This window comes from Vibrio navarrensis (assembly GCF_000764325.1).
GTDB classification, from domain to species: domain Bacteria; phylum Pseudomonadota; class Gammaproteobacteria; order Enterobacterales; family Vibrionaceae; genus Vibrio; species Vibrio navarrensis.
This window is the reverse complement of record NZ_JMCG01000001.1, coordinates 1,429,951-1,452,791: the sequence shown is the minus strand read 5'-3', so window position 1 is coordinate 1,452,791 and position 22,841 is coordinate 1,429,951. Positions and strand designations below refer to the sequence as shown.

The following is a 22,841-nucleotide window of genomic DNA, read 5'->3' as shown; positions in this document are numbered from 1 at the left end:
CAAAAGCTGCTCTTTTGTTTCTTGAACTATCGGCTTTAATCAGTTAGCTCACCGACCACAACGACAGAGAACGCTTGAAATCTTCATAGCCAAACTCGTTGAGTTTTTCGATCTCACCACTGGTACGTTCACAGTAAACCGAAGGCATTTTCAGACCGTTGAACCAATTCAATTTCACCATGGTGTAACCAGCACTATCGAGAATGTGCAGTCGTTGACCAATTTCGAGTGGCTTATCGAACTTAGCCACACAGAACTGATCGCCAGCAAGACAAGAGCAAGAACCAATCACGTACTCGTGTGAACCCGTTTCCGATGCCTCAAGCACTGACGCTGGCTCTTTGTAAATCAAGGTATCCAGACGGTGCGCTTCGGTGGCTGAATCGACGATAGCGGTTTTCATACCGTTCTCAACGATGTCGACCACGGTCACCACCAGATCGGTTGTTTTGGTAATGATCGCTTCACCCGGCTCCAAATACATCTGCACGCCGTGCTTTTCTGCAAATGCCTTAAGTGCCAAGCCCAGTTTTTCTACATCGTAGCCCGGCCAGGTGAAGAACACACCGCCGCCCATGCTGACCCAATCAAGCTTGTCTAGGTATTGACCGAAACGCTGTGAGATCGAATCCAACAAAGCGATAAACGCATCAACATCTTTGTTCTCACAGTTCATATGGAACATAACGCCGTTGATGTTCTCAAATACCGCCGGATCAATGTGATCCGCTTGTACGCCGAGTCGCGAGAATTGACGTGCTGGGTTTGCCAGATCTTGCCCCGCGTAGCTGACACCGGGATTAAGACGCAGGCCAATCGACGCTTTACCTTCCACAATGTGACGATAGGCCGCCAACTGAGATTGCGAGTTGAAGATGATCTTATCGCACATATCGGCCACTTCACGCACGTCTTCTTCACTGTAGCCAACGCTGTAAGCGTGCGTTTCACCGCCAAATTTCTCATAGCCAAGTTTCACTTCAAACGGACCAGAGCTGGTCGTGCCATCCAAATAAGGCTTGATGATGTCAAACACCCCCCAAGTGGAGAAACACTTCAGAGCGAGAACCAGTTTAACGCCTGAGATCTCTTTCAGTTGTTTGGCAATTTCCAAGTTTCGGATCAACTTCGCTTCGTCAATCATGAAAAATGGCGTCTTCAATTGTTCTTTATTCATTGTTCAATCACTTTAACGGAATAAAGCCGGCGCAAAGCACCGGCTTGAGTTCATTACTGAAGATTCTTAACGCACACTTATTTCAGTGTGTGAATGGTCGGCTGTCCAGGAACCAGTTCCTGAACATCCCAGCTCAAACCAATGCTTGGCATGGTTTCGAGGAATGGATCTGGGTCAAGCTGTTCTAAGTTGAACACACCTGCGTCCGCCCATTCACCACGGAAGAACTGCAACGCTGCGGTGATCGCTGGCACACCTGTGGTGTAAGCAATCGCTTGATGCTCCACATCTTGGTAAGCCACTTCGTGATCCGCATTGTTGTAGATAAACACGCTGCGCTGTTTGCCATCCTTTTTACCTTGTACCCAAGTACCAATACAGGTTAGCCCCGTGTAGCCCGGTGCAAGCGATGTCGGATCTGGCAGCATCGCTTTTAGAACTTGTAACGGCTGAACCACAGTGCCATCTTGCAGCGTTAACGGCTCTGGGCTGAGCAGGCCGATATCACGCATACAGTTGAAGTAGTTCAGGTAGCGGTCACCAAAGCCCATCCAGAACTCGATGCGTTTCGCCGGAATGTACTCTTTCATCGAGCGAACTTCATCATGTGCCATGGAGTACACTTTGAAGTTCCCACATTTCGGAAAATCGAATTCCATCATACGGCTGTGGCATGGTACGCGTTTCCACTCTTCGTTTTCCCAGTAAAACGAGTCACCTTGGATTTCCAAAAGGTTTGTTTCTGGGTCGAAGTTGGTCGCGAACTTCTTGCCATGATCACCGGCGTTGATGTCCATCACGTCAATGGTGTCGATTTCATCAAACAGATGCTTCACCGCGTAGGCAGCAAACACCGACACCACGCCCGGGTCAAAACCCGCACCAAGAATGCCGGTGATACCCGCTTCTTCGAACTTCGCACGGTATTTCCACTGTTCGTCGTACGCTTCAGGGACTTGTTGCCCCTCGCTGCATAGGTCGACGGCCACAGACGTATCAAGGTAAGAAACTTTCGCTTGGTAACACGCTTCCATAATGGTCAGGTTTACCCAAGGAGGCCCAGCGTTGATAACGAGCTCAGGTTGAACTTCCTTGATTAGTGCAACCAGTGCATCCACATCATCAGCGTTAACAGCACGAGCTTGTAGTTTCTTACTCGAATCTTTCAGGTTGTTACGACCATGAATCGATTCAATGATCTTTTCGCATTTGTCTAGCGTGCGAGAAGCGATAGTAATATCACCCAGAACATCGTTGTTTTGTGCTGCTTTGTGTGCAATTACCCAGCCTACGCCGCCTGCACCAATCTGTAAAATTGCCATTGTTTTCCGTTACCTTTATTGCGCTAGCTCTTCCGCTAGAGTGTTGATTTTAGATAGTAAAGCTTCAAAATCTGAAATCTTCAGACATGGGTTAAGAATCGTAAACTTCAGAGCAGTCTTACCATCTACAATCGTTTCACCCAGGACCGCTACACCACGAGTCAGTGCTTCCAGTCTTAGCGTTTTATTCAGTTCATCCAGATCCGTTCCGTTGGTTGCACGGAATAGAACGGTGGACAGAGAAGGTTCTGCCAGTAGCTCAAAGCCTTCATGGTGACGAACCAGATCAGCCACTTCCAGTGTCTGAGCCAGAATGTGGTCGTACATTGCACCCAGTGCTTTCGGACCGACGCTCTGCATAGTCATAAAGACTTTCAATGCATCAAAGCGTTTTGTAGTTGCCACAGATTTGTCAACCAAGTTTGGCAACTCATCATGTTCGCGGTTTAGGTAGTCAGCATGATGAAGCAAGAAAGTGAAGTTTTGCTTATCATTAACCAACAACGCACCACAACTGATTGTTTGATAGAACAATTTGTGGAAATCCACGCTCACTGATTGTGCGCGCTCCACACCTTTTAGACGCGGTTTCTGGCTGCTGAGGATCAGCGCACCACCGTAAGCGCCATCGACGTGCATCCACATGTCGTGCAGCTCTGCCACGTCAGCAATCGCATTAAGATCGTCAATAGCACCGTGGTCGGTGGTACCAGCCGTGCCAACCACCGCAAATGGGATCAATCCTTCTGCTTTGGCTTGCTCAACCGCCTCAGCTAGCTTGCTGACATCCATAGTACCGTTTGGATGTGCATCAACGGTCAGGACTGCTTTTTCACCTAGGCCCATCCAAGAAGCGGACTTTTGTACCGTGAAGTGCGATTTCTTCGAACAAACGATACGCAGTTTATCGGCATACTCAGGTAAGCCAAGCTTTTGGATGGAGTGGTTGCTCAGCTTGTTGGCAATCCAATCGCGCGCCAACATCAGACCCATTTGGTTACTTTGCGTACCGCCACTGGTAAAGATGCCGTCAGCTTTATCGCCTAGTTCATATTTGTCACATAGCCAATCAATCACTTTCTGCTCAACATACGTTGCCGAAGAAGATTGATCCCAAGAGTCCATGGATTGGTTTAGCGCTGCAATCATGCTCTCGGCAGCCACCGCAGGCATCAAAGGAGGCGTATGTAAGTGTGCGATACAGTCTGGATGCTGAGTGAAAATCGAGTTTTTCGCCACCAGCTCCGCCGTTTCGTCAATCACCGCTTTCAATGACGCGTTTTTGTTGTCTAGATCAACGGCATAGATCGCTTGCTCAAGTACTTTCGGATCCATTCCTGAGTAAGGGGCGCTGACTTGTTCAAACACCGACTTCATTGCTGCTGTGGTGTGATTCATCACAGAGGCGAACTCTTTGCTGCCATTGACACCAGTGTGGATAAAGTGTTTTTTCCATTCTGGGTTCTGCTCTGCTTCAACACGTTCACCGCCCGCAGCAAGAATCGCTTCTTCCAGCACGCGCAGAGCAAAATCGATCTGCTCGAAAGAGATGATCAACGGTGGAAGGAAACGAATCACAGAGCCGTCACGACCGCCTTTCTCAACCATCAGGCCGCGCTCCAGCGCCGCACGCTGAATCGCCAACGTCAGTTTGCCATCCGAAACAGGCTCACCAAACTTGTTGAGTTCACTGCCTGGTTTGCGTATTTCCACACCCAGCATCAAGCCTTTACCGCGAACTTCAGCGATACAGTTCACACGTTGTTGGATTTTCTCTAGGCCATGACGCAGGTATTGACCCGCCACGTTGGCATGTTCAACCAGATTATCACGAGTAATGATTTCCAGTGCTTTCGCGCCAGAAACCATCGCGAGCTGGTTACCACGGAAGGTGCCCGTGTGCTCGCCAGGACGCCAGGTATCGTGCTGCTTGTTAATAACCAGCAAAGACATCGGCAGACCGCCGCCAATGGCTTTAGAAAGGCACAGAACATCTGGCACAATGCCCGCTTCTTCAAACGCAAAATTGTAGCCAGACTTGCCGACACCGCATTGAATTTCATCGAAAATCAATAGCATGCCGTGTTCATCACAGAGACGGCGCAGTTCGCGTAGCCAAAATGCAGGTGCAGGGATCACACCGCCTTCGCCTTGAACTGGCTCAACAATGATGGCTGCAGGCTTCATGATGCCCGCTTCATCATCATTGAGAAGACGCTCAATATAACGAATGCTTGCTTTCGCTCCCTCATCACCACCCAGACCAAACGGGCAGCGCAGGCTGTAAGGGAAAGGCATAAAGTGAACATCAGACATCAGACCAGTGCGGCGGGCTTTGGTATTTAGGTTACCCATCATGCCCATAGTGCCGTTGGTCATGCCGTGGTAAGCACCACGGAAAGCAAACATGGTGTTGCGACCTGTCGTCTGCTTCGCCAGTTTGATAGCCGCTTCGACCGCATCCGCGCCCGACGGGCCGCAGAATTGAATGACACAGTTATCACCCAGCTCTTGTGGCAAGAACTCTTTGACGGCTTTAATAAAGTTGGTTTTCGCCGTGGTCGCGATATCCAGTGTTTGGTATGGCAGACCCGAGTCCAACTGCTCTTTTAGCGCTTGATTAATTTCTGGATGGTTGTAACCCAGCGCCAAAGTGCCCGCACCCGCCAGACAGTCAAGAAAGATCTGACCACGCGTATCCTCAACTAAACAGCCGAACGCTTGCTTAATCGCAATTGGGATACGACGAGGGTATGAACGAACTTCAGACTCGTGTGCGGCTTGATCAAGCAGTACTTGATCCGGAGTTAAATCGTAAGTTCCTTCAACAATCGGAACCTGGGAAGAAAAAATTGTAGCGATAGCGTTAGTATCGACTTCAAAGGCGGTGCTCATACATTTTCCCTTGAAACAAATAATGATTCTCGCCCCCTGCGCACTGTGTAACTTTTTAGTACGAGATTGGGACATGACCAAGCCTTCCGATTGGGCCTCAAAAAGACGGGTACGGAATAGCAACCATTACGACGAATGGTAAATGTCGGTGTTAAAAATCAAGGCTCGGTAATGCTTCTGTTTTGTAATACAGGGCATTTAGGAAGTTTGAAGCTGATTAATGTGAGATTATTAAAAAAGTTCAACGTTGGGTTTCCCATTTACATGCCGCTGCTTAAGCAACATTAGTATCCCGTCTATCGACAAAAGGCTCTGCCGATACCTACCCTACGTAGTTTCCCAATCAGCCTGAATGGTCACTACGCGTATCCCCCAGGACTACTGCCCGAGATTGCGCGCGAATTTATCACAACTAGAAAGCAACAGGCAATCCTTTTTGCCAATAAATTTCCGCTTCCGTCGACAAGTCAATGTTTCGATAGAAATAAATCGCAGAAAACGCGCAAACAAAAAACCCAACATTTCTGCTGGGTTCTGTGTTTGGAGCGACACACGAGGTTCGAACTCGTGACCTCAACCTTGGCAAGGTTGCGCTCTACCAACTGAGCTAGTGTCGCATATTGTCTTTTAATGGTGCCCCGGGCCGGACTTGAACCGGCACGACTCGAAAGTCGAGGGATTTTAAATCCCTTGTGTCTACCGATTTCACCACCAGGGCACGCAAATCTTTGCGATGGAGACACCATCTATAAATACCGCTTTCGCCGTATCTTTTAATTTGGAGCGACACACGAGGTTCGAACTCGTGACCTCAACCTTGGCAAGGTTGCGCTCTACCAACTGAGCTAGTGTCGCAAATGGAGGCGCGTCCCGGAGTCGAACCGAGGTCCACGGATTTGCAATCCGCTGCATAGCCACTCTGCCAACGCGCCTTCAAACCTTAAGAGATAACTCTCTCTCGGGTACGGGATGCATTCTACGCAATCATCTCACTGAGTCAACACTATTTTTATTTTTTTGAATCGTTTGAGCAGAAAGTGTGCGAAACACAGCAAATTGCTTATTTTAAAGGCAGTTAGTCTTTAAAAAGGAGCTTTTGACTTCACCACAAATGTGCTTTAAGCGGGCCAGAATGGCTATTTTCAAACATAAAAAACGGGCTTTCGCCCGCTTTCTTAAATTCAGTGATTCTCTTCACTCAGTAAGTCATCTTTGTCCGCCATCAGGTATTGCACCATCGACCAGTAAGTTAAGAATGTCGCAATATAGAGCGCTGCATAACCGAGCCAAATCATCCAGTCATCATAGCGCCAAATCAACACCCACAAGGCAAACATCTGTGACAGTGTTTTTACTTTGCCAATCCAAGAGACGGCAACACTTGCCCTCTTGCCAATCTCCGCCATCCACTCACGTAAGGCAGAAATAATAATTTCTCGCGCAATCATCGTGACTGCTGGGATCGTCACCCAAATCGTGTGGTAATGCTCAGTGATCAATATAAGCGCCGTCGCGACTAACACTTTATCCGCGACCGGATCGATAAATGCGCCGAATCGAGACGTTTGGCCCAATTTTCTCGCCAGCATACCATCGAGCCAATCGGTAAAGCCCGCCACCCAAAAGACCATCGCTGCCGCAAACGGTGCCCATGAATAAGGAAGATAGAATACAACCACGAACACCGGAATGAGAAATAATCTCATTAATGACAGGAGGTTAGGGATATTTAGACGCATATTATTATTCTCTTACACTTTGCGCGTTAATGGTGCTGGATTTTCACTATTGTTTCAATGCTTGATAGATAATTTCTGCTAAAGAATGGCTAATCCCTGGAACTTTGGCGATTTCTTCAACAGTGGCTCGTTTAAGCTCTTGTAAACCGCCCATATACTTCAGCAGTGCTTGGCGTCGTTTCGGCCCAACCCCTTCAATGCCTTCTAAAGCACTGGTTTTACGCGTTTTTCCTCGTTTAGCTCTATGGCCTGCAATCGCGTGGTTATGACTTTCATCACGAATATGCTGAATCAAATGCAAAGCTGGCGCGTCACTTGGTAAGTTAAACTCCTCACCCGACACGGTAATTAAGGTCTCTAAACCCGGCTTGCGCGTCACGCCTTTCGCTATTCCTATCATTTTAGGTCGTTTGGGCCAATCGCCCCAATACTGTTCAATGATCTCGTGCGCACGATTTAACTGCCCCTTACCGCCGTCGATAAAGATCACATCAGGGATTTTTTCCACGTCGAGTTGCTTCGAATAACGCCGTTCTAAAGCCTGCCCCATCGCAGCATAGTCATCGCCACCGGTAATCCCGCTAATATTGTAGCGGCGGTACTCTTGCTTGACGGGCCCTTCGGTGTTGAAGACCACGCACGACGCGATGGTGCTTTCACCCATGGTATGCGAAATGTCAAAACACTCCATCCTTTGAATGGTTTCCTTACCCAAAACTTCGCGCAGTGCTTTGAAGCGTTGGTTGATGGTCATCTTGTGATTGATTTGCGTGGTAATAGCAGTCAGCGCATTGGTATTCGCCAGTTTAAGATAACGGCTACGCGCCCCAGTTGGATTGGCATGAAAAGTGACTTTACGCCCGGCCACCTGACTGAGCGCTTCCTGAATAGCCGCCACATCCACCGCCAGATCCTTATTGAGAATAATGCGCGTCGGAACGGTTCGCGCTTCATTGTGGCTAAGGTAGTACTGGCTTAAGAAGCTATCAAATACCTCTTGCGCTGTGGTGTTTTGTGGAATTTTAGGGAAATGGCTGCGACTTCCCAACACTTTACCCTGCCGAATCATCAAAATATGGATACAAGCTATGCCATTTTCTTGGGCAAAACCCAGTACATCCATATCATCCATACTATCTTCAGAGACATATTGCTGCTCTTGCACTCGACGAATAGCTTGTATCTGGTCGCGAAAACGAGCAGCATCTTCAAAGCGCAGTGCCACACTGGCGTCTTCCATCTTGCTAACCAGCAGTTCAAGTACTTGATTGTCTTTGCCTTGCAAAAACAGGCGAAGATAATTCACCAGCTCAGCGTACTCTTGATCGGAAATCACACTGCTCACGCAAGGCCCTGCACAGCGGCCGATCTGATACATCAGACATGGTCGAGTACGGTTAGCATAAACTGTATCTTCACACTGACGCACCGGGAAAATTTTCTGCAACAGATGCAGCGTTTCTCTTACCGCTCCGGAGTCAGGATATGGGCCAAAATATTCACCTTTACGTTTTTTCGCACCACGATGCAAAGAGACGCGAGGATGTTTGTGGCCACTCACATAGATATAAGGATAGGACTTGTCATCACGCAGCAACACGTTGTATTTGGGTAAGTATTGCTTGATGTAGTTGTGCTCAAGGATCAGCGCTTCTGTCTCTGTATGCGTGACCGTGACGTCGATCTTAGCAATATTGCTGACCAACGCGCGCGTTTTCTCACTGTCGACTTTCTTACGAAAATAACTCGAGAGACGTTTTTTAAGATCTTTGGCTTTTCCGACGTAAATCACCACAGCGTCGGCGTTATACATTCGATAAACGCCGGGCTGATGAGTCACTGTCTTAAGGAAAGATACCGAGTCGAAAGGAAGGGTCACAACTAGAGAGTCTCGGTATCCAGCATTCCATGACGGATGGCAAGGTGCGTCAATTCAACGTCACCGTTAATATCCAGTTTGTTAAACAAACGGTAGCGATAGCTGTTGACCGTTTTCGGGCTGAGATTCAACTGCTCAGAGATGTCGGTGACTTTTTGTCCCTTAGTGATCATCATCATGATTTGCAGCTCACGCTCTGATAAATCTTTAAACGGATTTTCAGAGGCTGGCGAAAACTGGCTCAATGCCATTTGCTGTGCGATTTCCGGAGAAATATAACGCTGTCCGCTATTCACAATACGGATTGCATTGACCATTTCATCCGGACCAGCCCCTTTTGTTAAATAGCCAGAGGCCCCGGCTTGCATCACTTTAGTTGGAAACGGATTTTCCGTATGAACAGTCAAGACGATGATTTTTACATCCGGATTAACACGCAGGATTTTTTTGGTTGCTTCCAAGCCGCCAATTCCAGGCATGTTCATATCCATCAAAACGACATCAGCATGATTCGTGCGACACCATTTTACTGCATTCTCACCGCTATCAGCTTCTCCTGCTACGTTCATTCCACGGACGTCTTCAATAATACGTCGTATCCCTGTGCGAACCAGCTCGTGATCATCTACAAGGAAAACATTGATCAAACTTGTATCTCCACACTATTTAATGGCTCTGCACCCACATAAATGTGGATATCAGTACGCTTGCCTATACTACCGCATTTCCTCAAAAATGCCTGCTAAGAATATGTGCCTAATCGCAAACTTTAGCAAGAACTTATTCAATGCAGACGCGAATATAGCGCGTCACTTTAACAATTTTGTTTTAAAAAGGAGACTGTTAGTTATGACCAATACTCAGTAATTTTACCTACATCATGTTTATCATAGAGTAAATGTTCAAATATCCATCAATCACGGCTTATCTGACGATAAAGTGCTGAACCTTTTGTAGACTTTGCTAACATCAGCAGAGCAATAGCATCTACAGGCAGATATTTTGACCACCACACCTGGGTTCGTTCTAACACGCCAATCTCGCGATAAATTTGCCACAACTCAACTTGAGTTGTGGCTGAGCACGCCACATGGCCCTTACCAGCTGCTGATCGAAGGTGAAAAACCGGTGTTCTTTGTGCTGCAAAGTGATCTGCCTCGTATCGAAAACTTGCTTCTGGAGGGCGGGCATCACGCGCAGCTTACTCCTCTAGCACTGAAAAACTTTGAGTACCGCCCTGTGGCGGCCTGCTATTGTGCCACCATCAAAGAGTCAACTAGCCTCGCGGCTTGGTTACAACAACACGATATTCTGGTGCTAGAGGCCGATGTTCGTCTCGCAGACCGATTTCTGATGGAGCGTTTCATTCAAGGCTCGGTCGAGTTTGTCGGCAAGCCTCAACCACAGGAGAAGTTTGTTCGCATCAAACAGGCCAAATGCCGTAAAGGTGACTATGTGCCGACACTTTCGGTGGTGTCGCTGGATATTGAATGTTCGGAAAAAGGCATCCTCTACTCTATCGGCCTCGACAGTCCAATGGATAGCCGAGTGATCATGATTGGCCAAGCTCAAGATTCACACACGCCCATTGAGTGGGTCGATGACGAAAAGCAGTTGCTTGAGCGGCTGATTCACTGGTTTGAACAGTTCGATCCGGATGTTATCATCGGTTGGAACGTAATTGATTTTGACTTTCGTTTACTGCACAAACGGGCTGAGTGGCACAAGCTAAAGCTCGCCTTGGGCCGAGGCAATCAAAGCAGCTTTTTTCGCTCTTCAACGCAAAGTCAGCAGAGCTTCATCACCATTCCCGGTCGGGTGGTGCTAGACGGCATCGATACACTCAAAACGGCTACCTACCATTTCCGTTCTTGGTCTTTGGAATCGGTTTCCCAAGAACTGCTTGGTGAAGGCAAAGCCATCCACAATGTTCACGATCGAATGGCGGAAATCAACACCATGTTTCGCAAAGACAAACCTTCGCTCGCCAAGTACAACTTACAAGACTGTGTTTTGGTGAATCGCATTTTTGCCCATACTCACTTGCTTGAGTTTGCCATCGAACGCTCCCGTCTTACTGGCGTAGAGCTGGATCGAGTCGGCGGCTCGGTGGCCGCCTTTACTAATTTGTATTTGCCACGATTGCATCGCGCTGGTTATGTTGCGCCGAATCTTCAACCAGAGAATTGGGTAGCCAGCCCTGGCGGGTATGTGATGGATTCACTTCCCGGATTGTATGATTCGGTGCTAGTGCTCGATTTTAAAAGCCTATACCCATCCATTATTCGCTCCTTCTTGATTGATCCTCTTGGCCTTATCGAAGGTTTACGACTTGAGATCGGTAAAGAGGCACATCAAGCCGTACCCGGTTTTCGCGGAGGGCAGTTTCATCGCAGCCAACATTTTCTGCCTGACATGATCGAACAACTTTGGGCCGCTCGCGATGTGGCGAAAAAGAACAATGAGAAGGCGTTCTCCCAAGCGATTAAAATCATCATGAACTCCTTTTATGGTGTGCTCGGCTCCTCGGGTTGCCGCTTCTTTGATACGCGGCTGGCATCTAGCATTACCATGCGCGGTCACGAGATCATGAAACAGACCAGCAAGTTGATTGAGGCAAAAGGTTATCAGGTGATTTACGGCGATACCGATTCTACTTTTGTTTCGCTCAATGGCGCTTATAGCCAACAAGAAGCGGATGCAATTGGCCAGTCACTGGTGCGCGACATCAATCAGTGGTGGAAACGACATCTGCAACAAGAATTCAACCTCACTTCGATTTTGGAGTTGGAATATGAAACCCATTATCGCAAGTTTCTCATGCCAACCATTCGCGGCGCGGAAACGGGCTCGAAAAAGCGCTACGCAGGGCTGATCGGTGAAGGAAAAAACGAACGCATTGTATTCAAAGGGCTAGAGAGTGCACGTACAGATTGGACGCCACTGGCACAAAAGTTCCAGCAGCAGCTCTACATGATGATATTTCATGGCGAAGACCCGACGGACTACGTTCGCCACACCGTGGAACAAACACAAAATGGCGATTTTGACCACGATTTGGTCTATCAAAAACGCTTAAGACGTAAATTACATGAATATCAGAAGAATGTGCCACCGCAAGTTCGGGCTGCACGTCTTGCCGATGAGATGAACGCCCGCCTTGGCCGCCCTTTGCAGTACCAGAACAAGGGGTTGATTGAGTATCTGATCACGGTCAACGGCCCAGAGCCAAGAGATTATCGCTCGAGTGCCATTGATTATCAGCACTATATCGACAAACAGTTGAAACCAGTGGCAAATGCGATTCTGCCGTTTATCGACATGGATTTCGACCAACTCGCCGCGCCGCAACTAGGGTTGTTCTAGTCAGAGAAGCCTACAGACTTTTGATATTATTTGCTTTTTTACAGTAGTGAATAAAGTCAGCGTACTGTAGAGAGCGGCTATAGTACCATCCTTGCACCGAAATATGATCGCGAATAGGAATGTGACTTAGCTGCTGTTTCGATTCAACCCCTTCCACCACGACTTTCAATTTGAGCTGCTCGGCAACAGACAATAAGCTCATAAACACTTTCTTCCCTTTGTCATTATCTAACGCCAAAACAAACGATCGGTCGATTTTGATAGCGTCAACGTCAAAGCGATTGAGATAAGAGAGGGATGAAAATCCGGTACCAAAGTCGTCTATCGATATCTCCACGCCTAACTGATGCAAACGGTTGAACGAGATCGCCAACATTTGCTCGTCAACCAACAATGTTTCTTCGGTGATCTCGATATGGACCTGCGACGCCACAGGCGCAATGATGTACTCCAACTTTTCCATATACTCTTGGTCAACCAAAAATTCGGGGGTGATATTAATACTCACTGGGATATAAATTTCATTGCGATTCCATTGCTGGATGTCAGAAACCACTTTTTTCAGCACCCATAGATCCACCTCTTTCATTAACCCCGCCACCTCGAGCCAAGGAAGAAAAGCGCCAGGATAAATCAATGTACCATCGGGCTCTGTTGCGCGAATTAAGGCTTCACAACCGACCACACGACCATTTTCCGCCGACACTTGCGGTTGGTACTCTACGCAAAATTCTTTACTGCCAATGTGTTCCAGTTTTTTCTCGATTTCTCGGGCACGACGCGCTCTGTCATTGGCGGTAGCAATCGGATCCTCTTTAAGCGTTTCCGCTTCTTCTTGGCGGCGTACATACACCGTATCGAGAAAATAAATTTTGATCGCCTGATTGCTATACAAGCGATTCAGGCTTCGCACCGCGGGGTAGTAAATCGCGACACCTATCAAAATATTCAGCAGTTGCAGTAAAATCCCATTGAAATCTCCCGATGTGGCTAACCACGCATTAACCAGAATAGGGGCATTGAAAGGGACACTAGCACTCGGCACGCCAATAAAACCGCTTTCCACCGCAAGCAGACTCACAACCACATTCACCACCGGCGTGACCAAAAAAGGCAGAAACAGTCTAGGGTTCAAGATAATTGGCAGACCAAAGAGCAAGATCTCATTGACATTAATCAGCCCTATCGGGATCGACGCCAAGGCGATCAATCGGTGGCTTTTTTGCTTCGAAAACAGCAATAGCGCCACCACCAGCGAGAGTGTCGCGCCACTGCCACCAATAAAAACGAACGTTCCCATCAGAGAGAGGTTCATCATGTACTGGCCTTCCCCACCAGCCACAAAAGTGGAATAGTTGAGTTGGCTGGCTTGCTGAAGCAGGTCCACCATCGGCAGCAAAGAGTAATAGCCATGGATACCAAAAAACCACAGCCCTGAGTTGAGCGCGCTGAACAACATACCAAATTGGTACGGTTCATTGGCGTAATCTAGGCCAATCTGCTGAAAAGTGACAGTCTGGCTCAGCAAGCTAAAGAGCAGGTAGTTGATTGTGAGCACAATTGCGGCCGTGAGTAAGGCTGGAAACACCAAATTCAATGACTCTTTGACCAACTTGCCGCCACTTTCAGACGATGTAATGCGCAACTGTGGCACATGTTGCAAACGGGCTAAGATCGGCACGGCATAAAGCGGCGTAATGATGGCGATGACGATATGAAACATCTGCATTGTGCGTTCTTCGGGCACAATCTGGCTAACAATCAGTAGAAAGAGCATAGAGAGCAGCGCCATCGGTGGGCGAGCAAGTTTCCACTGCATCGCCAACACGTAAGAAATCGTCGCCGCCATCAGATAGGGAAAGAAGGTTGCGATGGCATTATGAATGTCATAGAGCGCCGCTATCCACCAGCTTCTTCCACCACTCAAAAACTCGCCGACACTCGCAAAAAAGAGAGCAAAAGCTGAAAGCATCAAGCAGGGGATGAGCCAAATCATCCCTTCTCGGACCGCCAGTAAGGATAACGAGAGCGACTTAAACAGTTTTTTCAAACCAACTCCGAGCCAATACAATGGCACAGCCGCTTGCTTATGCATATGCTCACCTGAAAATTGCCTTTTACCATTTAAAGTTAGCACAAGCTGGATGAGTCGATGTCGCCTCTAGTGACAATGCGATCAATTAGCCGATTTTAAATTCGGTTTTCTGATATTGCTTCACAAGCCAGTCACCAAAACTGTCCAACAAACCGATCACCGAACGCTTTTCTATCAGTTTGCCAGACAGCAAAATCGTCAGTCGACGGATCTCAACCGATTTTTCCGGATGATATTTCACAAAATGTCTTCCACACTCGATAGGATCATCGAACCATTGTTGGTCTTTGTGCATGATCAGCGAATAGCTGGCTCGCAACAGCTTCTTAGCGATGATTTTCTGATTTGTCACCAACAATTCAGGCGTGCTAGCTCGAGCAATTTTATTGCGATAGACCGCCAGCCAATCTTCCACATCCATGTTCCAGTGCTTAGCAATTTCCCAACTCGGAACGTACTCGCCAAAACACTCCGCTAAATCATTGCCATAAATGCAGACACAGCAATGTTTAAGCATAAACCCCCAAGTGAACAGGCTATCAAGTGACGCGATCTCTTTCACCTCGGCAGTTTTTACCGCCACGCCGCTCACTTGAGGAAAGCCCTTTTGCACACGCCATTTCAAGGTATTGAGAACCGTTGCACGGTTTTCTGTAAATGGGCGGTGAGTCACTACCACCAGATCCAAGTTAGACAAACCTGCGATGGCCGTTTTGCGCGCTACACTACCGTAAACATAAACGCTGTGCAGATTTTGCCCGAGCCCACCTTTGAGACACATCAATACGTCATTGATAACTGGTTGAAATTCAGATTGAAAAGGTGTTTTGGGATCGATTACGGGTAAGGTCATAACCAGTTTAGATTCTTGATAATTATGATGTTTAGGCAATCTTCGCCCAGTTAGCCCACGGAATCAAGCGCAATACGACGTCGCCAAAGCCAAGCGCGATTAAGCGCAAAAACCGCGTGCAGAAGTAATTTTTCTTGGTACTCGCAAGTTAGCGGGAGTTGAGTATATAATTCAGCGATTTTGAGTAACTCTTAAAAAACGCAATAGGAACAGATATGCCAAAGGCAAGTGAAATTAAGAAAGGTTTTGCAATCGAATCTAACGGCAAGACTCTTCTAGTTAAAGATATTGAAGTGACAACCCCTGGTGGCCGTGGCGGTTCAAAAATCTATAAAATGCGTTGTACAGATCTAACGACTGGTGCTCGCGTAGAAGAGCGTTACAAGTCAGACGACGTGCTAGAAACCGTAGAAATGAACAAGCACGCAGTTTCTTTCTCTTACATCGATGGCGATGACTACATCTTCATGGACAACGTCGACTACTCTCAGTATGTGTTCAAACACGCTGACATTGAAGACGATCTGCTGTTCATCAACGAAGAAACTCAAGGCATCCACGTGATCCTCGTCAACGGCGACGCGGTAGGCCTAGAGCTGCCTTCTTCTGTTGAGTTGGTTATTGAAGAGACGGACCCATCGATCAAGGGCGCTTCTGCCTCTGCTCGTACCAAACCTGCTCGTCTTAGCACTGGCCTTGTGGTACAGGTGCCAGAGTACATTGCGACCGGTGATCGTGTGATCATCAACACCGCAGAACGCAAATACATGAGCCGAGCGTAAGCATGACGGATCTGATCTCTTACGACGATGCGATTGATGCCGCGTACGATATCTTTCTAGAGATGGCTCCAGATAACTTGGAGCCTGCTGACGTGATCCTGTTCACCGCACAGTTCGATGATCGTGGTGCGGCGGAGCTGGTTGATGTCGCGAGCGATTGGCCTTCCCACGTTGGCTTTGATGTCGATGACGAAGTCTACGCCGAAGTGCTGATCGGTTTAGTCAACGAAGAGAACGATGTCTTAGACGATGTGTTCGCCAGAATGCTGATTAGCCGAGATCCCGATCAGAAATTCTGCCACATTCTGTGGAAACGCGATTAACTGCGACAAAAAAGGCTTGCCACTGGCAAGCCTTTTTTACTGTTTCTTTTTGCGGTCGCTTTTAAGCACTTAGCGCTGAGTATTATTGCGAGATGGACGCGCGTTTGGCGTATTTGCACTACCCGCTTTGTTGGTCGCGGGTTTGCGACGTGACGGATTATTGCTGCGACCTTTTGGCGTACTCACTCGCTCTTCATGACGCTTCACCGCACGACGGATTTTTTGGCTGCGGGCACGGTCACGTTTACGCGATGAGCTGTTGAGTTCAATCATCGTCTCTTTTTCTGGGCGCAATTCAACCAGTTCGCGCAGGTAGTTAACGTCTTTCAGTTCCAGCTCCATCCAACCACCGCGAGGCAGTTTCTTATCCAGATAGATGTCACCGTAGCGCACACGTTTCAGACGACTTACCGTACAATCTTGTGATTCCCACAGACGACGAACTTCACGATTACGACCTTCGTTGATCACCACATAGAAGGTATGGTTCATCCCCTCACCGCCGGTGTAGACAACGTCTTCAAAGCGAGCGAGGCCATCTTCCAGTTGTACACCATTGACCAAGTTGCGAACTTTATGCTCGTTCACTTCACCAAACACTCGAACTAGGTATTCACGCTCAACTTGGCGGCTTGGGTGCATCAAACGATTGGCCAATTCACCGTCGGTCGTGAATAGCAGCAGACCAGATGTGTTCGCGTCCAATCGGCCGACAGAAATCCAACGCGAACCGCGGATCTTAGGTAGACGGTCAAATACAGTACGACGACCTTCTGGGTCATGGCGGGTACAGAGTTCTCCTTCCGGCTTGTAATACGCCAGCACTCGACAGATCACTTCCTCTTGTGCCTTAACTGACACAACGTGACCATCGATGCGCACCACCGCATTTTCGTCTTCCAGTCGCTCACCCAGTTTCGCCACTACACCGTTTACACTTACACGTCCTGATTTGATTAATGCTTCCAATTCGCGACGTGAACCGTGACCGGCTCGCGCTAAAACTTTCTGTAATTTTTCGTTCATTTATCTACCTATGTGTCGTCTTCTCAGACGTCGTAGTCTTACCAAGCATAGACCAGACTTAGTTATCTACCCGAAGCTCGGAATCGGGGGCGCAATTATACGGGAAATAAATCCGCAATGTAAGATCTCAGCACTTCGCCATTGGGCGAATCATGGAAAAATTCTCGCTGAAAATAATCCCGTCCCACCGCCGATGACGACACTTTTAATAACAAATTGATGAATTACTGATAAAACAAAGGAGCACTTGGCTCCTTTGATACATCAAGCATGTCTAACAGAAGGCTTATTGAAAGGGGGTTGGATCGCCCGCGCCAAGACGAGCAATAACCGCCTCACCTTCACTAAAATCAATCACCGTGGTTGGTTGCTCACCGAGATAACCGCCGTTGAGAATCACATCTACGGCATGCTCGAGTTTGTCACGGATCTCATCGGGGTCCGACTCGGTGTAATTGTTTCCCGGCAGAATCAGGGAAGTTGACATCAAAGGCTCCCCAAGCGCTTCTAGCAGATCGAGTGCAATACGGTTATCTGGCACACGAATACCAATCGTTTTGCGTTTGGCATTCATCAAGCGACGAGGCACTTCTTTTGTTCCTTTGAAGATAAAAGTGTACGCGCCCGGCGTGTTGTTCTTTAGCAAACGAAATGCGGTGTTGTCGACGCGTGCGTATAGCGACAACTCCGACAAATCGCGGCACAACAGGGTGAAATTATGTTTTTCATCCAGTCGGCGGATCTGACAAATTCGCTCCAGCGCTTGTTTGTTTTCCAACTGACAACCGAGTGCATAACCGGAATCGGTCGGATAAACCACCACACCGCCATTACGAATGATTGCTACGGCTTGATTGATCAAGCGAGCCTGGGGGTTTTCAGGATGAACGTAAAAAAACTGGCTCATTGTAATTCCTCATTATCGAGCCTCTCGGCTCTATAGGACTGGAGTGTGGATGCTTGTGCTAGCTCCAAAGGAGCGGACTCTAAACCCCAATCTTTCCAAACTGGTTCTACGCCGGAGGGCAACCAGAGGTTCCTTCCCAACTCCATCCACGGGGATGGATAGTGAAAATCGCTGCCTTGGGAAGCTAATAGTTTGTATTGTATAGCATAATCAGCCAACGTGCGTCTTTCTTGTTGCGATTGTTGTGGTTGGGCCACCTCCATAGCATCGCCACCCGCATCGACAAACGCTTGCAGCAACCGTTTTAGCCACTTGGCCGTGAGATCATAACGCCCCGGGTGAGCCAACACTGCCAGGCCCCCCGCAGCATGGATCGCGCCGATGGCATCAGCCATTGAACACCAATTCGGCGGCACGTAACCGGGATTGTTGCGCGTCAGGTATTTTTTAAATACCTGCTGCATATTCTTTGCAAAACCGTTATCCACCAGCCATTTGGCAAAATGGGCGCGAGTCACTGGCGCACCATCGGCAATGGCTCTGACCTCTTCAAGTACTCCTTCTCGCGTTGCTTTGCCAAGGCGCTGCGCGATCATTTCCGAGCGAGCGACTCGATGCGCCTGTTGCTGAGCGATGAGTTGGCTTAATTGAGCATTGTGTGGATCGATATTCAAACCAACAATATGGATATCTTTGTTTTGCCACACGGTCGAAATTTCAATGCCGTTAATGATAGTGAGCGGCAATTGATTCTGCGCTACATAACGGTGAATCTCCTCCAGCGCTTGCACAGTATCATGATCGGTGACCGCTAAAACATCCAGCTCAAAGCTGATTGCGCGGTCAACCAACTGCGCTGGCGTGAGCCGACCATCAGAGGCAGTGGTATGGCTGTGTAGATCTATTCTCATATATTTGCTTCTTGGGGGTTGACTTTTTACCCTTGCACTAGTTAACTAGTACACAAATACAAAGTACCTGACTGTAAGGCCGACTATGTTACAAGAACTTAACCAAAAGCAAAAAGCGAAACTTGCTCTGCATGACGAGAAATCGAATGCAGCGGAGTTGGCTTGGTGGCGCATCTGGACAAGTTCTTGGTGGGCAAACGTGTACTTTTAATTCAGGACACTCATGATACGAAGCCCGCCTAAACAGCGGGCTTTTTGTTTTGTTGTATAACTCACGTTCAACCGATTAAATATTCACCAGATTGACTAAATTGTACGTTGGGCGAACGTTTGCTTTGTGCGAGTATGTACAACAGGAAGCTAGAACAGATTTGAAATAATAAGGAGGTCTTGTGAACAAGGCCATTAAGATCAAAACCTTGGGCAAGTTAGATGTGATTACGGCATCGGTCCCATACACACAAGACCCGACTCGTCTGTTCCATACCTTATGCGAAAGCAAGACGGACAGCTTGTTGCTCGAATCTGCCGAGATTGATTCGAAGCAGGATCTCAAGAGTCTGCTAATTGTCGATTCCGCCGTGCGTATTGTCTGCTACGGGCAAACGGTAACCTGCAATGCCCTCACGGATAACGGTCGTCATCTGCTGGCGCATTTACTGGGGAATATTCAACCTGAGATTAAGCATCAGTTCGACGGACAAACACTGACGTTAACCTTCAGCGAATCCGACGGCACCTTAGACGAAGATTCGCGTCTGCGCGAAGCGTCTAGCTTTGATGCGCTACGTTTAATTCAGCACAGCTTTGATTTACGTGGTCATGACAAGCATGCGCTGTTTATGGGCGGTCTGTTTGCTTACGATCTGGTGGCTAACTTTGAACCTTTGGGCCCCGCCAGCGCCACGAACCGATGTCCAGACTACGTATTTTATGTCGCAGAGACACTGCTGGTGGTCGATCACCAAACGGAAAGTTGTCACCTGCAAGCAACGCTATTTGCCAACAGTGAGCAGAAATCCGTACTTGAGACACGCATTGAGCAAATCAGTACACTCTGCGCCGCACCAAAAACTCTGCCTCAAGCGGTGAAACTTGCGCAAGTTGACGCCACTCCGAGTGTCAGCGACGAGGCTTTTTGCCAAATCGTCCGCGATCTCAAACAGTACGTGGTCAAAGGGGACATCTTCCAAGTGGTGCCATCACGCCGCTTTACGCTCCCCTGCCCTTCGCCGCTGGCAGCGTATAAAGAGTTGAAGCTGAGTAACCCAAGCCCTTACATGTTCTACATGCAAGATGAGCTGTTTACCTTGTTTGGCGCGTCACCAGAAAGCGCGCTGAAATACGAAACCGACACCAACCAAGTGGAAATCTATCCGATTGCGGGGACCCGCCGTCGCGGCAAACGAGCTAATGGTGAGATTGATTTTGATCTCGACAGTCGTATCGAGCTGGAATTACGCTCCGATAAAAAAGAGAACGCTGAGCATATGATGCTGGTGGATCTTGCGCGCAACGACGTCGCACGAATCTCGCAAGCGGGCACTCGCCATGTTGCCGATTTGCTCAAAGTCGACCGCTACAGCCATGTGATGCATTTGGTCTCACGTGTGGTAGGACAACTTCGTGCTGATCTGGATGCGCTACACGCCTACCAAGCTTGCATGAACATGGGTACCCTGACTGGCGCGCCAAAAATCCGCGCAATGCAGCTTATCCGCGATGTTGAAGGCGCTCGTCGTGGCAGTTACGGCGGTGCGGTCGGTTATCTAACGGGTGAAGGCACCTTGGACACCTGCATCGTGATCCGCTCAGCTTACGTCGAAAACGGCATCGCTCAAGTGCAAGCGGGCGCGGGGGTGGTGTTTGACTCCGACCCACAAGCCGAAGCCGATGAGACGCGCGGCAAGGCGCAGGCCGTTATTTCTGCCATCCAGAAAGCACATAAGGAGTAACGGACATGGCTGACATCGTATTTATCGACAACTTCGATTCGTTCACCTACAACCTAGTGGATCAGTTCCGTTCACTTGGTCATAAGGTAACCATTTACCGTAACAACATTGCTGCGAAGGTGATTGAGCAAGCCATTGCCAAGCTCGAACAACCTGTGGTGCTTCTCTCACCGGGTCCGGGTGCTCCGTCAGAAGCGGGCTCGATGCCGGAGCTGATTCAACGCGTGAAAGGCAAAGTGCCAGTCATTGGCATCTGCCTTGGTCATCAGGCCATCGTCGAGGCGTATGGTGGTACCGTTGCTGGTGCGGGCGAGATCATTCACGGCAAAGTGTCGATGATGGCGCACCAAGGTCACGCGATTTATTCTACTTTGCCTTCGCCTCTCGCGATTGCTCGCTACCACTCTTTAGTCGCGACAAAAGTGCCCGAGAGCTTGACCGTCACCGCGGAAGTGGACGGCTTGGTCATGTCGGTAGTGAATGAGCAAGACAAGGTGTGCGGCTTTCAATTTCACCCAGAATCGATCATGACCACGTACGGCGCGACACTGCTCGCCAATGCTATTGACTGGGCGCTAGCGTAAGGACAGGGAGAGACCATTATGCAAACTATCATCAACAAACTTTATGAGCAGCAGTCGCTGAGTGAGCAAGAGAGCCAGCAGCTGTTTGACACTATTATTCGCGGTGAGTTGGACCCGATTTTGATGGCATCAGCGCTCACCGCATTGAAAATCAAAGGCGAAACGCCAGATGAGATCGCAGGTGCGGCCAAAGCCTTATTGGCCAACGCTAACCCTTTCCCTCGTCCAGATTACGACTTTGCTGATATCGTCGGCACTGGTGGCGATGGGCACAACACCATCAACATCTCCACCACAGCGGCGTTTGTCGCCGCGGCGTGCGGGCTGAAAATTGCCAAACACGGCAACCGCAGTGTGTCGAGCAAATCGGGATCTTCCGATCTGCTCGACTCGTTTGGCATCAATTTGGCGATGAGCGCCGAAGATACCCGCCGAGCGATGGATGAGATTGGCGTCGCCTTCTTGTTCGCGCCGCAGTATCACAGCGGTGTCCGCCATGCGATGCCTGTACGCCAAACCATGAAAACCCGGACGATTTTCAATATCCTCGGCCCACTGATTAATCCGGCGCGGCCCAATATCGAACTGATGGGCGTCTACAGCCAAGAACTGGTCAAGCCGATTGCACAAACCATGTTGAAAATGGGCATGAAGCGCGCGGCGGTGGTACATGGTAGCGGGTTAGATGAAGTGGCGATCCACGGCGAAACCACGGTTGCGGAAATCAAAGATGGCAAAATCCATGAATACACCCTCACGCCCGCCGATTTTGGCCTGCAAACGCACCCGCTTGAAGCGATTAAGGGCGGCGATCCGCAAGAAAACCGCGCCATCATCACGCACCTCTTGACAGGCAAAGGGAGCGAAGCGCAACTTGGTGCCGTAGCGGTTAACGTCGCACTGCTGATGCGCCTGTTTGGTCATGAAGATCTCAAAGCTAACACTCAGCAAGCGATTGAAGTGATGAACTCAGGTAAAGTCTACCAACTGGTTGAACAACTCGCGGCACACGCCTGAAAGGAAAAAG

Annotated in this window: 18 protein-coding genes, 4 tRNA genes and 1 other annotated feature; of the genes, 7 read left to right on the top strand and 15 right to left on the bottom strand. The window is 48.7% G+C overall.

Translation table 11 applies throughout. From position 1 onward, the window contains the following. Window positions 1-43: 43 nt before the first annotated feature. From nspC to uvrY, 10 genes are all read right to left on the bottom strand, one after another. Complete coding sequence (gene nspC, locus EA26_RS06550) at window positions 44-1,177, bottom strand: carboxynorspermidine decarboxylase (RefSeq protein WP_039425834.1); 1,134 nt, start codon at window positions 1,175-1,177, stop codon at window positions 44-46. 77 nt (window positions 1,178-1,254) lie between these two features. Further along, the gene (locus tag EA26_RS06545) at window positions 1,255-2,499 is read right to left on the bottom strand and encodes a carboxynorspermidine synthase (RefSeq protein ID WP_039425833.1); all 1,245 of its coding nucleotides are present in this window, start codon (window positions 2,497-2,499) and stop codon (window positions 1,255-1,257) included. Window positions 2,500-2,514: 15 nt separating this feature from the next. After that, window positions 2,515-5,394, bottom strand: coding sequence for a pyridoxal phosphate-dependent class III aminotransferase (locus EA26_RS06540; RefSeq protein WP_039425830.1), 2,880 nt, complete (start codon window positions 5,392-5,394; stop codon window positions 2,515-2,517). A 541-nt stretch (window positions 5,395-5,935) separates the two neighbouring features. Then, window positions 5,936-6,011: transfer RNA gene (locus EA26_RS06535), tRNA-Gly, on the bottom strand. Window positions 6,012-6,025: 14 nt separating this feature from the next. After that, window positions 6,026-6,112: transfer RNA gene (locus EA26_RS06530), tRNA-Leu, on the bottom strand. Window positions 6,113-6,173: 61 nt separating this feature from the next. After that, a tRNA-Gly gene (locus tag EA26_RS06525) sits at window positions 6,174-6,249 on the bottom strand. A 3-nt stretch (window positions 6,250-6,252) separates the two neighbouring features. Further along, window positions 6,253-6,326: transfer RNA gene (locus tag EA26_RS06520), tRNA-Cys, on the bottom strand. A 249-nt stretch (window positions 6,327-6,575) separates the two neighbouring features. Then, on the bottom strand, window positions 6,576-7,133 hold the full coding sequence (gene pgsA / locus EA26_RS06515) for a CDP-diacylglycerol--glycerol-3-phosphate 3-phosphatidyltransferase (protein ID WP_039425824.1): 558 nt from the start codon (window positions 7,131-7,133) through the stop codon (window positions 6,576-6,578). A gap of 46 nt (window positions 7,134-7,179) precedes the next feature. Next, window positions 7,180-9,012 (bottom strand): excinuclease ABC subunit UvrC, encoded by a 1,833-nt coding sequence (gene uvrC, locus EA26_RS06510; protein ID WP_081947039.1) that lies wholly within the window; start codon window positions 9,010-9,012, stop codon window positions 7,180-7,182. Window positions 9,013-9,014: 2 nt separating this feature from the next. Next, the gene (gene uvrY / locus EA26_RS06505) at window positions 9,015-9,659 is read right to left on the bottom strand and encodes a UvrY/SirA/GacA family response regulator transcription factor (RefSeq protein WP_039425820.1); all 645 of its coding nucleotides are present in this window, start codon (window positions 9,657-9,659) and stop codon (window positions 9,015-9,017) included. Window positions 9,660-10,014: 355 nt separating this feature from the next. Here uvrY and EA26_RS06500 point away from each other — a divergent pair, with 355 nt between their 5' ends. Then, window positions 10,015-12,378, top strand: coding sequence for a DNA polymerase II (locus EA26_RS06500; protein WP_039425811.1), 2,364 nt, complete (start codon window positions 10,015-10,017; stop codon window positions 12,376-12,378). A 10-nt stretch (window positions 12,379-12,388) separates the two neighbouring features. On the opposite strand, the gene EA26_RS06495 is transcribed toward EA26_RS06500, so the two are convergent. Further along, entirely contained in the window at window positions 12,389-14,473 is a 2,085-nt protein-coding gene (locus EA26_RS06495; protein ID WP_039425808.1) for an EAL domain-containing protein, read from the bottom strand. A gap of 85 nt (window positions 14,474-14,558) precedes the next feature. Then, complete coding sequence (locus EA26_RS06490; protein WP_039425805.1) at window positions 14,559-15,326, bottom strand: nucleotidyltransferase family protein; 768 nt, start codon at window positions 15,324-15,326, stop codon at window positions 14,559-14,561. A gap of 215 nt (window positions 15,327-15,541) precedes the next feature. On the opposite strand from EA26_RS06490, the gene efpL reads away from it, so the two are divergent. Continuing rightward, window positions 15,542-16,108 (top strand): elongation factor P-like protein EfpL, encoded by a 567-nt coding sequence (gene efpL, locus EA26_RS06485; protein WP_039425803.1) that lies wholly within the window; start codon window positions 15,542-15,544, stop codon window positions 16,106-16,108. Between the two features lie 2 nt (window positions 16,109-16,110). Beyond that, on the top strand, window positions 16,111-16,431 hold the full coding sequence (locus tag EA26_RS06480) for an HI1450 family dsDNA-mimic protein (RefSeq protein WP_039425801.1): 321 nt from the start codon (window positions 16,111-16,113) through the stop codon (window positions 16,429-16,431). Between the two features lie 69 nt (window positions 16,432-16,500). Here EA26_RS06480 and rluB read toward each other — a convergent pair whose 3' ends face one another. The 3 genes from rluB to rnm form a co-directional block, all read right to left on the bottom strand. Further along, a complete protein-coding gene (gene rluB / locus EA26_RS06475) occupies window positions 16,501-17,457 on the bottom strand; it encodes a 23S rRNA pseudouridine(2605) synthase RluB (protein WP_039425799.1) in 957 nt (318 codons plus the stop codon). A 286-nt stretch (window positions 17,458-17,743) separates the two neighbouring features. Further along, the gene (locus tag EA26_RS06470) at window positions 17,744-18,364 is read right to left on the bottom strand and encodes an L-threonylcarbamoyladenylate synthase (protein WP_039425798.1); all 621 of its coding nucleotides are present in this window, start codon (window positions 18,362-18,364) and stop codon (window positions 17,744-17,746) included. Further along, on the bottom strand, window positions 18,361-19,275 hold the full coding sequence (rnm, locus tag EA26_RS06465) for an RNase RNM (RefSeq protein WP_052079643.1): 915 nt from the start codon (window positions 19,273-19,275) through the stop codon (window positions 18,361-18,363). Before rnm ends, EA26_RS06470 begins: the two co-directional genes overlap by 4 nt. An 85-nt stretch (window positions 19,276-19,360) precedes the next feature. Here rnm and trpL2 point away from each other — a divergent pair, with 85 nt between their 5' ends. The 4 genes from trpL2 to trpD all read left to right on the top strand — a co-directional run bounded on the left by trpL2 (window position 19,361) and on the right by trpD (window position 22,831). Next, window positions 19,361-19,486 (top strand): tryptophan operon leader peptide, encoded by a 126-nt coding sequence (gene trpL2, locus EA26_RS06460; RefSeq protein WP_039425796.1) that lies wholly within the window; start codon window positions 19,361-19,363, stop codon window positions 19,484-19,486. Further along, window positions 19,433-19,535: a sequence feature (Trp leader region), on the top strand. (Overlaps the previous gene by 54 nt.) Window positions 19,536-19,667: 132 nt before the next feature. Next, the gene (locus tag EA26_RS06455; RefSeq protein WP_039425794.1) at window positions 19,668-21,230 is read left to right on the top strand and encodes an anthranilate synthase component 1; all 1,563 of its coding nucleotides are present in this window, start codon (window positions 19,668-19,670) and stop codon (window positions 21,228-21,230) included. A 5-nt stretch (window positions 21,231-21,235) separates the two neighbouring features. Beyond that, a complete protein-coding gene (locus EA26_RS06450) occupies window positions 21,236-21,814 on the top strand; it encodes an aminodeoxychorismate/anthranilate synthase component II (RefSeq protein WP_039425791.1) in 579 nt (192 codons plus the stop codon). Window positions 21,815-21,832: 18 nt separating this feature from the next. Beyond that, the gene (trpD, locus tag EA26_RS06445) at window positions 21,833-22,831 is read left to right on the top strand and encodes an anthranilate phosphoribosyltransferase (protein WP_039425787.1); all 999 of its coding nucleotides are present in this window, start codon (window positions 21,833-21,835) and stop codon (window positions 22,829-22,831) included. Window positions 22,832-22,841: the final 10 nt, after the last annotated feature.

What these genes read in the sequence shown, in the direction of transcription:
- trpD (WP_039425787.1), top strand. Translation starts at nt 21,833, where the DNA reads ATGCAAACTATCATCAACAAACTTTATGAGCAGCAGTCGCTGAGTGAG.
- EA26_RS06470 (WP_039425798.1), bottom strand. Translation starts at nt 18,364, where the DNA reads ATGAGCCAGTTTTTTTACGTTCATCCTGAAAACCCCCAGGCTCGCTTG.
- nspC (WP_039425834.1), bottom strand. Translation starts at nt 1,177, where the DNA reads ATGAATAAAGAACAATTGAAGACGCCATTTTTCATGATTGACGAAGCG.
- trpL2 (WP_039425796.1), top strand. Translation starts at nt 19,361, where the DNA reads ATGTTACAAGAACTTAACCAAAAGCAAAAAGCGAAACTTGCTCTGCAT.
- EA26_RS06540 (WP_039425830.1), bottom strand. Translation starts at nt 5,394, where the DNA reads ATGAGCACCGCCTTTGAAGTCGATACTAACGCTATCGCTACAATTTTT.
- efpL (WP_039425803.1), top strand. Translation starts at nt 15,542, where the DNA reads ATGCCAAAGGCAAGTGAAATTAAGAAAGGTTTTGCAATCGAATCTAAC.
- pgsA (WP_039425824.1), bottom strand. Translation starts at nt 7,133, where the DNA reads ATGCGTCTAAATATCCCTAACCTCCTGTCATTAATGAGATTATTTCTC.
- rnm (WP_052079643.1), bottom strand. Translation starts at nt 19,275, where the DNA reads ATGAGAATAGATCTACACAGCCATACCACTGCCTCTGATGGTCGGCTC.
- EA26_RS06450 (WP_039425791.1), top strand. Translation starts at nt 21,236, where the DNA reads ATGGCTGACATCGTATTTATCGACAACTTCGATTCGTTCACCTACAAC.
- EA26_RS06545 (WP_039425833.1), bottom strand. Translation starts at nt 2,499, where the DNA reads ATGGCAATTTTACAGATTGGTGCAGGCGGCGTAGGCTGGGTAATTGCA.
- rluB (WP_039425799.1), bottom strand. Translation starts at nt 17,457, where the DNA reads ATGAACGAAAAATTACAGAAAGTTTTAGCGCGAGCCGGTCACGGTTCA.
- EA26_RS06490 (WP_039425805.1), bottom strand. Translation starts at nt 15,326, where the DNA reads ATGACCTTACCCGTAATCGATCCCAAAACACCTTTTCAATCTGAATTT.
- EA26_RS06495 (WP_039425808.1), bottom strand. Translation starts at nt 14,473, where the DNA reads ATGCATAAGCAAGCGGCTGTGCCATTGTATTGGCTCGGAGTTGGTTTG.
- EA26_RS06480 (WP_039425801.1), top strand. Translation starts at nt 16,111, where the DNA reads ATGACGGATCTGATCTCTTACGACGATGCGATTGATGCCGCGTACGAT.